Below are 13,957 nucleotides of genomic sequence, written 5' to 3' on the forward strand. Positions count from 1 at the left end.
TGACCCGGAGACTCCTGTGCGTCGCAAGGCATCCGTCCCGCCGCAGGGAGCGAGGGCTTCGGCGAGTCACGGCTATCCGCTTCGTCCGCTCGGGGAAGTGATGCGTCTCGACATCCAGCGCACACCGATGAAGCCCGCAACAACCTACCGCCTAGCCGGGGTCTTGAATGCAGGAAAGGGGGTTGTCGCTAAAGGCGAACTCGACGGCGGAGATACAGAGTACGCAGCAATGAACGTGCTGCACGCCGATCAGGTTGTGATGCGAAAGCTGACCGCGTGGGAGGGCCCGATCACCGTAGTACCTGCCGAGTTCGACGGGTTCGTCGTCAGCAACGAGTTCCCGACGTTCACGCTTGGCCCCGAAGTGTTGCCCGACTGGATGAGGCATGTCTTTGGCTCACCGCGACTGTGGGCAGAGATGAAGAACCGAGTGAGCGGGACGGTTCAACGGCGCAAGCGTCTCAACCCAGAGCAGCTCTTGGAGATTCAACTGCCGATCCCGCCCCGTGAGGTACAAGCTCGGATCGTAGAGATGCTCGACGCGGTCGATGCCCAGATCACCGCACTCCGCGGGGAAGCGGAAGCGCTCGCTCGAGTTCATGACGCAACACGTGAGTCGCTGCTCAAGGATGCGCCCTTGACCCCACTCTCTGATGTCTGCGAGCTGACCGCTCGGCTCGTGGACCCGAGGTTGGAGGAGTACGCGGACTTGACCCACGTTGGTGTTGAGACGATCGCCAAAGGCACCGGGGAGATCGTCGGCGCACGAACCGCCCGGGAGGACAAGATCATCAGCGGGAAGTTCCTATTCCGTGAAGGTGATGTCATCTACTCGAAGATCCGTCCCGCGCTAAGGAAGGTTGCTGTGCCGGGGTTCTCAGGGCTGTGCAGTGCGGACGCCTACCCGCTCAGGCCCAAGGCTGGCATTCCCGCGTTCCTGCTGCGTGAGGTACTGCTCCAAGAGCGCGTAGTCGAGTCAGCGGTTTCAATGGCTGGGCGGACCAAGATGCCCAAGGTGAACCGCAAACAGCTGTTCTCGATCCAGGTAGCAATGCCTTGTCCGGACAGCATCGCTTCGGTAGACGCGGCGCTGTCTGCGCTCAGGGGGCATCGTGAGGCTGTCGTCGCTGAAGCCGCGCGCCTCCGTGAGGTTCGGGTCGGGCTGCTGGCGGGTCTGCTTGACCGCAGCATCGAGATTGAGTCTGCCGAACTGGGGGTCTGAGCCGTGGCTAAGGGCATACGGGAACGCGAGTTCCAAAACTCGATGATCCAGTGGTCCCTCCCGATGGGATGGGGCTACAAAGCGGGCAGGTCGCTGCCGCGTGAGACGACACAAACGGTGCTCGCCGACCAGCTGCGGGACGCCATCGTCCGGCTCAACCCTGAGGTGATCGACGGGTTCGACGTGGACGCCGTGGTCGAGGAGATCATCGCCACGGTCAACGCCGTCGAAGGCGGGCTGGTGCGCGCCAACGAGCAGGTGCTGGAACTACTCCGCGGGCACAAGGAGTTCCGGGGCGCCGACGGCGTGTGGCACGCCTTGAAGGTCATCGATTTCGAGCATCCGACCACCAACGCCCTTGTCGTGTCGGACGAGGTGACCACAACCATCCCCGGCAAGACTCCCCGCCGGTTCGATCTCGTGTACTGGGCCAATGGCCTGCCCCTCGTTGTCGTAGAGGTGAAGTCACCGACCGCTAAGTCCGGGTGGGCCGACGCCGCACGCGAGATCAACGACGTGTACGCCGCCGAGTATCCGTGGTTCTTCACCCCCAATGTCTTCGCTGTCGCCTCCGACGGGCTGAAGCTGCGGTTCGGTGCCGCTGGTGCGCCCCTGAACCTGTGGCAGCCGTTCCGATCCACTGACGACGACGAGAACCTGTCCGGGCAGGCCGACGTGCAACGCTCCGTCGAACTGCTGCTCAACCCGGCCACAGTCTTGGACATGCTCGCCAACTTCACCCTGTTCGACACCTCCGGAGGTGGGGCGGACAGGAAGTACCTCCCCCGCTACCCACAGATGGAGGCCGCCCATCTGATCCACAGGCGGGTCCTGGCCGACGGCAAGAAAGGTCTGATCTGGCACCACCAAGGCAGCGGGAAGACGCTGCTGATGGTGTTCGCTGCTTCGCTGCTACTGGCTGACACCCGAACCGAGTCGCCCACGATCATCTTGCTCTCGGACCGGACCCAGCTCGTGCGGCAAACCTCCGGGGTATTCACCTCCGCGATGGGAGACGCCTACTTCCACCAGCCCTCCACCAGCAAGGAGTTGCGTTCTCTGCTGGCTGACGATGTGCGCGGCGTCATCTCCACGACTGTCCACAAGTTCGCCGACGCAGGCAAAAACCTGTCGACCCGCCGCAACATCATCGTCCTGGTCGATGAGGCACACCGCACCCAGTCGTCCGAGGAAGAGTCTCTGGCGGGGCAGATGCGCGCAGCGTTGCCGCACGCGAAGTTCTTCGGCATGACCGGCACACCCATCAGAAACCTCACCACCAATACCTTCGCGCTCTTCGGTGAGGAGACCGACCCGAACAGGGTGCTGCACCGATATTCGGTATCCCGGTCACTCCAGGACGAGGCAACCGTTCCAGTCATGCTGGACCCACACCCAGTCACCTTCGAGATGAACGACCTGGCCCTGCAGGCTGAGTTCGACCAGTTCGCCGACGAATTCGACCTCGACGACCCCGACCGCGAAACCTTGTCCCGCAAGTTCGGGCGCCTCACCTCGGTGTTCGCCAACCCCGAACGCATCGACACGGTCTGCCAGGACATCGTGGACCACTACCTGGCCGGCACCTATCGCAACGGTCTCAAGGCGCAGGTCGTCGCCTATAACCGTGAGCTGGCCGTGAAGTACACGGACAAGATCAACGAGCTGCTAGCCGGCTTCGAGGCGTCGCAGGTACTCGCCGAGGTCGGTAAGCACGATCGGATCACCGCCGAGGTGAACATCCACGTTTCGGACGCCAAGACTGAGGAAGCGGCCATGCGGCCCTACCGGCTCTCCGAGGTCGACGAGGAAGACCAGAAGCGGCGATTCCTCACTCCCGATGACCCGCTGTGCTTCCTGGTCGTGACGGCCAAGCTGATGACTGGGTTCGATGCCCCCAACGAGGGCGTCCTCTACCTGGACAAACCAATGAAGGCTCACAACCTTTTCCAGACGATCACCCGCCCGAACCGCACCTGGGTGTCGCCAGCCGGATTCGTGAAGACCACCGGGGTGGTCGTGGACTACATCAGCTTGGCCGAAGAGGTTCAGCGTGCCGTCGTCGACCCCACGTCGGAGGGGTCCGCCGGCAAGGGCGGCGGGTTCGTCACCGACCTGACCGACCTGGTCGCCGAGTTCCGCACAACCTTCGCCTGCATCGAAGACCTCCTCGCAGACGCGGACGGCCTCGACCTCACAGCCCACGGGTACGAGTCCGTACGTGTCATCAACAGTTTCCTGGACGCCGACCCTGACGCCGCCGAGGTCTTCAGCAAGAACTACCGGCTTCTGGCCCGCCTGTACCCGCTCATCAACACGGACAAGCGTATTGCCAAGTACCAGGACGGGTTCGCTCTCTTCGGGTCTGCCTACACGACCTTGTTCAAGAAGTCTTCCGACGAGGAAAGGAAGGAGCGACTGGGCGAGCTGGGGCCGATGGTCCTGGAGATAATTAACGCCCACGTCCACTCCTTCTCGGTGGCTGCCTCCCAGGAAGAAGCCCTCATCCTGGATGCCCAGGGCATCACGATCCTCAAGGAGCTGCTGGCCCTCGTCCGGCCCAAGCCCGACAAGGACGACGGCGAGGACAAGAGGCCGCCATCTGCGGCGGAGATCCTGGACCACATCAAGGCCGCCCTAGAGAAAGGCGTCGAACCGGGGTCTGCGAAGTACACGGCCCTGGCTGAGCGGATCAGGCAGCTGCGAGACCGGATCATTCAGAACGCCCAGGACGCCCTGGAGTTCCTGGCCGAAGCACTCCGGGTCGCACGTGCCATCGTGAACGCCGAGAAGCACCCCGAGGAAGCCGTCGTACTGGACGACGATCACGTGGGTGTGCTGTCGCGGATCATCCACGACCACGCTCCGCCTGGCCTCACCGTCACGGAGCAAAACCTGGCCGAGGAGATCGATCAGGTCGTCAAGCGAACCCTTGCCCAGTCATGGGACAACGCCGAGGCCCGCAACCGCGGCGTCCGCCGTGCTACCGCCGCGGTCTTTCGCCGGTACATGCTGAAGCCGGTGGGAGAGCCGTATGGCTCCACCGTCGCCTACGTCGAAGCCCACTATCTCGTCGACTGACGTGCGCACTGAGGCCGGGCAACCTGTGTTGGTTGCCCGGCCTCGTCACGCGGCTCGGGCTCTGGTCTCTCCCCCGGAGCACCACTGACAGTGAGCTGGCAAAGCGTCGGAGCCTCCGTCCTCCCCGGGGCCCTCACCCCGTCTGCAGCCTTGCCGAACGCTGCGGCAACAGCCGCCTACTTGGCCCGGGCCCTCGACTTGAGTTAAGCCGTGACTTGGCCCCGACGTCGTGTGGTGTGCCACCTACGCGGCCCCCCTAAGCAGGCGGGCCACGTATTGGCGCAGATTCACTCGTCGGCGTCCGAGGCAACAGCAACCCGCCCACCTTGTCGGCAGTGGCTTGCAGGACTCCGCCCGTCACGTGCTGATAGCGGCTCCGCATGCGAGCGGACTTACCCGGTTCCCAGCCCATGATGGCGTCGACGACCGCGTCAGGTACGCCGAGGATCAGCAGGACGGTCGCCGCCGTGTGCCGCGCGTCGTGAAGGCGGCCGTCACGAACGTTGGCCGCCTTCAGCAGATCCTTCCACCGGTGAAAGTCGGTGTTGGGGTTGAGCGGTTCGCCCGTGGGTGAGGTGAAGACGTAGTCCTTCTCCACCCACAGGTCGCGGGCGAGTGCGCGTTCGCGATCCTGTTCTTCCCGGTGGAGGTGCAGGAGCTTCATCAGCTCTTCGGGGACACCGACGGGCCGCCGGCCTGCACGCGACTTGGTGCTCTTGGTTTCGCGACGGATGTTGACCTTCTGCGGGCAGTAGCCTGGCTTGCGCCCGCAGCGATCACCGCACCCGTGGCGGTAGCGGGGACGCAGACGTCCCCGGCGTACGAGGATGACGCCGGCCTCGAAGTCGACGTCCGCCCACTGGATGCCGAGAACCTCGCCTTGGCGCAGGCCGAGCGCGAGGGCGATGACCCAGCGGGCGGTGTTGCGGTGCTTGTCGGCCTCCGCGAGGAGACGCTGGACCTCCTCGACCGTATACGGCTCGACCTCTTCCTCATCGATCTTGGGGGCCTTGGCAATCGTTGCCGGATTCACGGTCAAGTGACGACGACGCATGGCCTCGTTTAGCGCGGTGCGGACGGTGCGGTGAGCCTGGTGCGCGGTGCCCGCCGAACTGCCGGCCTCCTGCATCTTCTTGTAGAAGCGCTCCAGGTGCTCCGGCTCCAGCTTCTCCATGCGGTGGGCACCGATGCCGGGGATGAGGTGGTGGTAGACCGCGACGCGGTAGCCGTCGATGGTGTTCTCAGAGACGCTCGAGGCCGCGATGTTCTCGACCCAGTGGGTCAGCCAGGACTCGACCGTCCACGTCTGCCCTGCCTTGCGGACACTGTTGGAGTCACGCTGGCGCTCCAGTTCGCGGACAGCCTTGGTGACTTCCGGGCGCGTCTTGCGGCCGACGTGGCGGCGGTCAGGCTTGCCGTTGTCCTTGACACCGACAGTGACGTAGCCGTGCCAACGGCCGTCCTTTCCCTTGAAGATCGAAGAAGCCCCGTTGGGCTGGCGGGAGTTGGCCATCGGAGTCTCCTCAGGCCGCGGTGTCGAAGTCCGTGGGCTTGAGGCGGCTGGCGAGGAACTCGCCCACTGCCTCTGCGGGTATACGGCGCAGGCGGCCGATCTTCACCGACGCGATCTCGCCTGAGGCCACATACTCGTACAGCTTGGTGCGGCCCATACCGATCCGGCGTGCGGCTTCGGCAACGGTGAGGCCGACGAGCGTGGCATCGCCCCGAGATGGGGAGTCGGCCTCGCGCTCGGCGATCAGCGCGCACAGCGCTTCCTCCGGGACGTCGAGAAGCTGGGCGATCTGGGCAAGCGGCAAGGGGGTGTGAGACAAGGGATACTCCTCGGCCGGAGCGGGCGGGGCGGCAACCCCGATGCCCGACCGGCGTTCGTAGTGTGAGGTGAATGGGCGGACTTGGCGGGTGTTCGTAGCACCCACAGATGGAACTTGCGCGTCAGGCAGGCGGGGAGGCGTCGTCGTCCGCTGGCATGACTGATTCCATGGCCACTTCGGCCAGGGAATTGGAGATCACGACCTCCGCTTCCTCACGGATGTCTGGGTGCTCTGCGATGTAGGCGTCGTAGGCGTCGCGGGCGCGGGTGAAGGCCGCGTTGGCCCGCTGAGTCTCACGGAAGGCGCGCACGATGTCGTCGATGAGTTCCAGCGCGCGGGCCTTGGCCGCGAGCCGGGGAGGTCCTGAGAGGTTCAGGAGGGAGATGCCGAAGACTTCGGCGAAGCCGATGGCCTCGTCCAGGTTGATGCGACGCTTGCCGTTCTCGATCCGCCACACCGCCGAGGGGTTCATCTCGAAGCCGGCCTGGTTCATGCGGTCGGACACGGCACTGGTGCTCCAACCGCGGGCCTCGCGCTCCACTTTCAAGCGGGCTGCGACGTTCTCTTCACCGCTGAGTAGTACACCTTGCGGCTCCTGCCCCTGCTGAGCCTCCTCGCCCACGATCCCACCTCGCTTCCTGACGAACCGGCCTCCTGCGGATTGCAGTGACCTGAGAAGCATAGCAGAGGCTCTGCAATATGCATCGATCCACTGCGATTGGCAATCAATGTGGCATACTGGTGGCCCCCGCCCGACGACGAACTCAGGAGTGCACGCCGGGCACAAGAGGCCCCTCGGTGCTACGAACACCGAGGGGCCACGCGAAAGCCTCACACTGCCGCCCATTCACGAACGTCTCCTGCCTGGCCGGGGTTGCCGCCCCAAGTGACCAAGCAGGGTGAGGAGCTTCATGGCCAACCCTACGGCCACGCCTGCCCACATGCCATCCCGGCCACCAGGCGAGGGCCCCACGCCGCCTGATATCACCGAGCCCCTGCACGATGTGGACGCTGAACGGGCAGTCCTCGGCGCCTGCATGGGCAACGGGGATGTTGTCGCCGCCGTTCGCCAACTCCTCGGCGAGGGGGCCTTCTACCGGCCCGCCCACGAGACCATCTGGCACCGGCTGCTGGCCCTGCACGACGACGGGAAGCCGACCGACCCGATCGTCCTGACCGACGACCTCCGCGCGTACGGAGATCTGGAACGCGTAGGCGGCGGCGTATACGTGCACCAGCTCTACGACGCCGTTCCCTCAGTCAGCGGCGCCGAGCACTACGCACAAATCGTCCGCAACAAGGCCGACCTGCGGCGTCTGCGCGCCTCCGCGATACGCACCGTCCAACGCACTCAGGAGCCGGGCGCCGACCCCGACGCGCTCCGCACCGAGATCGAAAACGACGTACGGGCCGAACGGGAGAGGGCCCTCATCTCGGGCCAAGGACGCCTCTCGCGGCACCTGGTGGACGGCTGGCGCTTCGTGACCGACACAGGTGCCGACAGGGACCCGCTGTGGGGTACACGGGAGCACACCCTGTGGGCCTCCGGCGAGAGCCTGATGATCGTCGGACCGCCCGGCGTCGGCAAGACCACCCTGGCCCACCAGGTCATCCTCGCCCGCATCGGGCTCCAGGAGACCGTCCTGAACATGCCGGTCGCGCCCAGCAAGCGGGTCCTCTACCTGGCCATGGACCGCCCCCAGCAGATCGCCCGCGCCATGGCCCGCCGTATCGAACCCACTCATGAGCCAGCCCTGCGCGACCGACTCGCCGTCTGGCAGGGCCCGTTGCCCGCCACCCTCGACAAGGAGCCGGACCTCCTCGCCGACCTCGCCGCCGCCCACCAGGCCGACACCATCGTGATCGACAGCCTCAAGGACGCCGTGAGCACCCTGGTCGATGACGCCCTCGCCGTCGCATTCCACAATGCCCGCATGCGAGCACTGCGCAACGGTGTCGAAGTGCTGGAACTCCACCACCAGCGCAAGGCGGCAGCCGACTCCCCACGTGGCCAACGACCCACCCTCGACCGGGTCTACGGCTCCACGTGGATCACCTCCGGTGCAGGCAGCGTCCTGTTCGTCGCCGGTGAAGCCGGTGATCCCGCCGTCACGCTCCACCACCTCAAGACCGTGACCGGTGAGATCGGACCCCTCCAGGTCCTCCACGACCATATGCACGGCACCACGACGATCGAACCCACCCTCGACCCCGTCGCCCTGCTACGCGCCCATCCAGGCGGCCTGACCACCCGCGATCTCGCCTCGCTCCTCAGCGGGGAGACCACACCCGGCCGATCCGACATCGAGAAGGCCAGGCGCCGCCTCGAACACCTCGTCAAGACCGGCCTAGCCAAGAAGACCGAGGGCGCCGCAGGCGGCGTCAGCGGCGGCCAGCAGGCCCGCTACAGCGTCTCCAGCCTGCACATCGCCGTCCCCTCATGAGCGCCCGCCAGGGGCGCTGACCGTACACGGGACCGTACACGCCACCCCTCCCCCGACCGACCGCCCCAGACCGTTCACACCGTCCACGCGCGACAACAAATCGGCAGGTCACACGATCACGCGACCGTACACGTCGTCCACGCCGCCAGGCGTACACGCGCGAACCCCCCTTTAGAAGGGGGTTCGCGTGTACGCCCCTCCGTGAACGCCCCCACAAGCACACGACGGAGCCACCACCACATGCCTCCCACCGCCATACCGGGCACCGCCGCAATCCGCACCGGCATCAGCCTGCTCGCAGCGATCGGCTTCGCGCTCTCCTACGACGCCCTGCGCCAGATGGCCGCCGCGATCCACATCCGGGGAATCCTTACCTACGCCTTCCCCCTGGTGATCGACGGCTTCATCGCCATCGGGATCGGTGCCCTGATCATCCTGCGCACCGCCCCGCTGAATGCGCGCCTCTACGTGTGGGTGCTCGTCGGGCTGGCCACCGCTACCAGCATCTGGGCCAACGCCCTGCATGCCATACGTCTCAACCAGGCAAGCCGGCACGAGAACACCCTGCGCCTGGACGACGTCACCGTCGGCGCCCTGTCCGCCATCGCCCCGCTCGCTCTGGCCGGAGCCGTCCACCTCTACCTCGTCATCCGCCGCCACCCCACCGAGCGGCACAACACACCACTCCGCCACAACCGCCCGGAAGAGCCCACTTCAACGGCCTTGCGCCACATCAACAACCGCCACAGCGAGGCCACTTCGCTGGCACGGAACTCCCCGAGGCTCCCGGCAGTCCCTGTGGCGGAAGACGGTGAGGCGGAAGTCCCGGCGGCGCCGCAGCCCACTAGGACCAAGTCCAAAGCCCAGGGACGGCAGCCGAGCGCCTCGATAGAGGAACTCCTGGCAATCGGACGCACCGCCCCGCGTGGACGAGAAGGCCGCATCTCCCGCCGCAACGTCGAAGCGGCCATCCGTGCAGAAGGCCACACCATCGGCAAGGACCGCCTCACCAAAGCCACTCGCGCCCTCCAAGCCGAAGCAGACCGCCACAACAGCGAACCGGCCCTCACCGAAGCCTGACCCTCAGGCGAACGCGTGGCGGAAACTCACCGCCACATTCGCCGCCTCAGGCTCCGTCCTTGAACCCGACCCCCGGAGACCCTCTTGCACGATTTCCACTCACGCCCCGCCACCGCACCGCAGGCGGCGCCCACGACCTCGACCACCGACAGCGCAGCAAGGTATCCCGTTGGACCGTCCAAGGGCCGGTCCAACATGGTGGTCTCCGCCCCGGGGGTGGCGGAAACGTACGGGCACCAGGGGGTGCCCGAGAAGGACCGGCCCGCCGTTACCGGCCCCGCCACAGCGCCGCGTGCGGCCGAGGAAGCGGCCCTCCATCACGTCGCACGCCGCCGCCCATACGGCAAGGGACAGCGCACCCAGCGCGTCGACGCCCGCTACAGCACCGCCGAGAAGACCAAGATCCTCGCCAAAGCCCGCTCGTTGGGCATCACCGGCGCACACCTCGTCGGCGCCGCAGTCATGGCCTACATCGACGGAGACCTGACACTGCCCGGCCAGCGCACCGTCGTCGACGACTACATCGACGAACTCAGCGCCCTGCGCAAACAGGTCGCGAGGATCGGCTGGAACGTCAACCAGATCGCCACACGGCTCAACTCCGGAGGCCATCCCCACCCTGTGGACGCCAGCTTCCTCGAACGGACCGAGCGCACCCTGAACGCTGTCGGCACCGCGACCACGAGCATCGACGATGCCGCGCACCGGGCAGCCACGCAGATGCGGCAGAGCGCCGCGTGATCGCCAAGATCACACGCGGCAAGAACATCGCCTCACTGCTCGGCTACCTCTACGGCCCCGGCCGCGCCACCGAACACACCGATCCCCACCTGGTCGCCTCCTGGGACGGCTTCGCCCCCGACCCCGGCCGCACCGACGACTTCACCGCCACCAGGAAGCAACTCGTCAACGCCCTGAACCTGCGCGTGCACCAGGCCGGCGACCGCGCACCGCAGCAGCATGTGTGGCACTGCTCCATACGGGCTGCACCTGAAGACCGCATCCTCAGCGACGAGGACTGGGCCGCGATCGCCCGCCGCATCGTCCACGCCACAGGCATCGCCCCCAACGGCGACCCGGACGGCTGTCGCTGGGCCGCCGTCCGCCACGCCGACGATCACATCCACATCGCCGCCACGACCGTCCGAGGCGACCTACGCCCGGCCCGCCACTGGAACGACTACCTCACCGCCGACCGCGAACTCGCCACCATCGAGACCGACTACGGCCTGCGCCAGGTCGCACGCGGCGACCGCACCGCCGCACAGCGCCCCACCCGCGCCGAAAAAGAGAAAGCCCGCCGCACCGGACACCAACTCACCGCCCGCGAACGCCTCCGCACCATCGTCCGCACAGCCCTATCCGCCGCCACCAGCACCGAGGAGTTCATCGGCCTTCTCACCGACACCGACGGCATCCTGATTGAGGTCCAGCACTTCCCCTCCGGCGACATCCGCGGCTACAAAGTCGCCCTCGACGACGACACCAACGCCGCCGGACAGCCCGTCTGGTTCTCCGGCTCCAAACTCGCCCCCGACCTCTCCCTCCCCAAGATCCACGAACGCCTCGCCAGCACCACAGACGCCGGCAAGCGGCCCCGCAATAGCGTCAATCCGTGGCACGAAGCCGCTGCCACGGTCGAAGAGATCCGTCAGCGCCTCGAGCAAGACGACGACCCGGCCTCACAAGCCCACATCTCCGCCCTCGGCGAAGCCCTCGACGCCCTGCCCCTGATCGCCCCACCACCGCTCCGGGCCCAACTCCGCGAGGCCGCAACGACCTTCGAACGCGCTACCCGCTCCCGCATCCGTGCCGAACACCACCACGCCCGCGTCCTACGCAGTGCCATGCGGACCCTCCTGCGCGAGCCCGCCCCCGCGGGCGACGGAGCCGGCCTCGCCATGCTCCTCGACGCCGCCATACTCGCCGTCATCGCCGCCACCCGCTGGCACCAACTACGCCAGCACGATCAACAAGTCGCCGCAGCCCACCAAGCCCGGCTTCATCTCCAGGCCGCCTACGACCAAGCGGCAGAGGCACCCCTGGCCGCGCTGGCCCGACGAAAGCCACCGGAGCAGACAGTGGCCCGGCACCTCTCCCAGATCCGTCAGACCGTCCCCGGACACGCGGAACAGGTCCTCGCCGATCCCGCCTGCGACGCCCTCATCGCCGTGCTCACCGACGCCGAGGCCGCAGGCCATAACCCGGCACAGCTCCTCCAGCAGGCCGCCGATCAACGAGCCCTGGACGACTCACACTTCCCAGCACGCGTCCTGACCTGGCGCATCCAGCGCCTAGATGAACGCCACGCACCCAGCCCTCGCACCCATGACGCGCAAGCCCTGAGCACCACTGCCCACGCCCGGCCTACTACGAAGGCCGCTGAGCAGACCGTTCCCGTGGTCGTCCCGTCAACGCCCCGTCCGTACCACTCACGGTGAACAGCACAGACGGGTACAGCCTTCAGGAATCTGCTGTCGAGCCAGGCGCTGGTGTGCAACCGAGATCGGGTGCTCCTCGACTGACCCTCGTGGGCCAGCCGAGGGGCGCTTTGTCGTACCCGCTATGCATGCGGTTCTTCGCGGAACTAGCTTCGTCGCTGCGGCCTATTCGTCGTATGCGGGCGTGAACATGTCCGGCCCTTGCGAATAGCCACTCGGTAACGCCTCCCCCGGCGGGCGGCCGTAGCTACTGTCACGGAGCTATGGCACCCGCCGCCAAAATCGACCCCCCGGCCCGTCAGCTAACGTGACTGCTCATCAGCCTTAGCCGCCCTTCCCGACTGGCAACCATGAATCTCGACCCCGAAGTCATAGCCGCGGGCATCACCGCGCTCGTAACCGGCATCGGCGTACCCGCCGTCTTCTTGCAGGCCCGCGCCGCCACCAAGTCCGCCCAGGCCGCGCGTGAAGCTGCCCAGGCCACCCGAGACGCCGGGCATGCCCAGGCCGAAGCCGTCTACAAGGCCGCCCTCGACGGCGCCCGCACCGACGCCCAGGAGCAGACCGAGCAGTGGCGCCGCGAACAGCGCCGCGATACCTGGACCGAGTTTCTGCACCACGCCGACCACGTGGAAGACCTCTGCACGGCCAAACGCCATCACGTCTCGGCGGACACGACGGAGAAAGTGAGCGACGCGTGGCAGGCCCTCCGGCGCTCCCTGGCGAAGCTCGAACTCGTAGGCCCCCGGGACATCGCTGCCCGCGCCCATGACGTGACGAAGACGCTCGGCGGACTCATCGACGATCATTACTTCATTACTGTCGTAAAGCCCGTGTTCGAGCGGCTGAACGCGATGTGGGCAGAGGCCCATCCTCACTTCGTCCTAGGCCCCGGAGAGGACTGGCCGACCTGCCCCCCGGACCATCGGGCCTGTCTGGCTCAGGACGCGCTCCGTGCTGTTTGGCGGCTCACCTCGACCGCCCGCGCCAAGGGGATAGCCGAGCCCGTTGTAGAAGCCGAAGAGGCGGTCGACTCTGGAGAGACCGACCCCCGTTGCTGCGAGGAGGAGCCGGACGAACGCTTGCGCCTGCTCGGCGAAATCAACGGGGCCTACACCGACCTGATCTACACGCTGGACGGCGTGCGCGGCCTGCCCGGGCTGGACGACCACGTACTCATGACCCGCGCATGCTTGGACCCGAGCGAGTTCTACCACCAGCACGAGAGCCGGGGAACTGCCTTCAGCGCAGCTCGTGAGGCATTCCTGACAGCGGCCCAGGAGGAGATCATCGGCACCGCGAGCTGACCATCTCCCGGACCATTCGGCGCCCGCCTTCCGCCGACCACTCGCTGGCCTAACGAGGTGGCCGACCCGAGGCAATGAGGCCACGAGAAGGAGCGGCAGCTACTGCCATTCGTGCCCCAGCCCGGCCAGCGAGGGCGAGACCGACCGCAGCCATCGTCGAACGCGACCGTTCGGGCCACCGGCTGTGCCGCCGGGTCAGCCCTGGCATCTGCCGACGAAGGTCCGCCGCCCGCGTGAAGCGTCCGGACAGAAGAACCTGCGGACCTGCAGGCAGAGCACCAATCGCCGTCCTGCACTGGGTACGTGGCGGGAAACCGCAGGTAGGAGCTGTGCATCCGGCCCGACGGGCTCCCGCAGTCAGGACACGCCGATCCTGCCGCCGTGGTCTGGGCCCCGATGTCTATCGCCTCGTCGGTCACGTCCACCGACAGCACCGCCACGTCGGCGATGGACAGGAACAACAGCTCCTCCAGCCAGAGCAACGTCTCTTCCACGACGCTGCACTGTCGGCCGTACCAAGATCCACACGGATCAATCTCAGGCAACTTCC

Annotated in this window: 10 protein-coding genes; 7 read left to right on the forward strand and 3 right to left on the reverse strand. The window is 66.6% G+C overall.

Annotated elements, in window-relative coordinates:
* Window positions 1–100: 100 nt before the first annotated feature.
* Window positions 101–1,222 (forward strand): restriction endonuclease subunit S, encoded by a 1,122-nt coding sequence (locus I004_RS0130465; protein WP_486580695.1) that lies wholly within the window; start codon window positions 101–103, stop codon window positions 1,220–1,222.
* Between the two features lie 3 nt (window positions 1,223–1,225).
* A complete protein-coding gene (locus I004_RS0130470; RefSeq protein WP_028438565.1) occupies window positions 1,226–4,303 on the forward strand; it encodes an HsdR family type I site-specific deoxyribonuclease in 3,078 nt (1,025 codons plus the stop codon).
* A gap of 256 nt (window positions 4,304–4,559) precedes the next feature.
* Here I004_RS0130470 and I004_RS37145 read toward each other — a convergent pair whose 3' ends face one another.
* From I004_RS37145 to I004_RS0130485, 3 genes are all read right to left on the reverse strand, one after another.
* Complete coding sequence (locus I004_RS37145; RefSeq protein ID WP_051345620.1) at window positions 4,560–5,816, reverse strand: site-specific integrase; 1,257 nt, start codon at window positions 5,814–5,816, stop codon at window positions 4,560–4,562.
* Window positions 5,817–5,826: 10 nt separating this feature from the next.
* Window positions 5,827–6,135 carry a helix-turn-helix domain-containing protein gene (locus I004_RS0130480; RefSeq protein WP_051345621.1) on the reverse strand — a complete coding sequence of 103 codons (309 nt, stop codon included), beginning with the start codon at window positions 6,133–6,135 and terminating at the stop codon, window positions 5,827–5,829.
* A gap of 121 nt (window positions 6,136–6,256) precedes the next feature.
* Window positions 6,257–6,757, reverse strand: coding sequence for a helix-turn-helix domain-containing protein (locus I004_RS0130485; RefSeq protein WP_028438567.1), 501 nt, complete (start codon window positions 6,755–6,757; stop codon window positions 6,257–6,259).
* A gap of 289 nt (window positions 6,758–7,046) precedes the next feature.
* Here I004_RS0130485 and I004_RS0130490 point away from each other — a divergent pair, with 289 nt between their 5' ends.
* From I004_RS0130490 to I004_RS0130510, 5 genes are all read left to right on the forward strand, one after another.
* Window positions 7,047–8,579 (forward strand): DnaB-like helicase N-terminal domain-containing protein, encoded by a 1,533-nt coding sequence (locus I004_RS0130490; protein ID WP_028438568.1) that lies wholly within the window; start codon window positions 7,047–7,049, stop codon window positions 8,577–8,579.
* 240 nt (window positions 8,580–8,819) lie between these two features.
* A complete protein-coding gene (locus I004_RS0130495; protein WP_037978486.1) occupies window positions 8,820–9,659 on the forward strand; it encodes a DUF2637 domain-containing protein in 840 nt (279 codons plus the stop codon).
* An 84-nt stretch (window positions 9,660–9,743) separates the two neighbouring features.
* The gene (locus tag I004_RS37150) at window positions 9,744–10,400 is read left to right on the forward strand and encodes a MobC domain-containing protein (protein ID WP_028438570.1); all 657 of its coding nucleotides are present in this window, start codon (window positions 9,744–9,746) and stop codon (window positions 10,398–10,400) included.
* Window positions 10,397–12,100, forward strand: coding sequence for a relaxase/mobilization nuclease domain-containing protein (locus I004_RS0130505; RefSeq protein WP_028438571.1), 1,704 nt, complete (start codon window positions 10,397–10,399; stop codon window positions 12,098–12,100). The genes I004_RS37150 and I004_RS0130505 overlap by 4 nt, the downstream gene beginning before the upstream one ends.
* 350 nt (window positions 12,101–12,450) lie before the next feature.
* Entirely contained in the window at window positions 12,451–13,407 is a 957-nt protein-coding gene (locus I004_RS0130510; protein ID WP_028438572.1) for a hypothetical protein, read from the forward strand.
* Window positions 13,408–13,957: the final 550 nt, after the last annotated feature.

It is taken from the genome of Streptomyces sp. TAA486, from assembly GCF_000426165.1.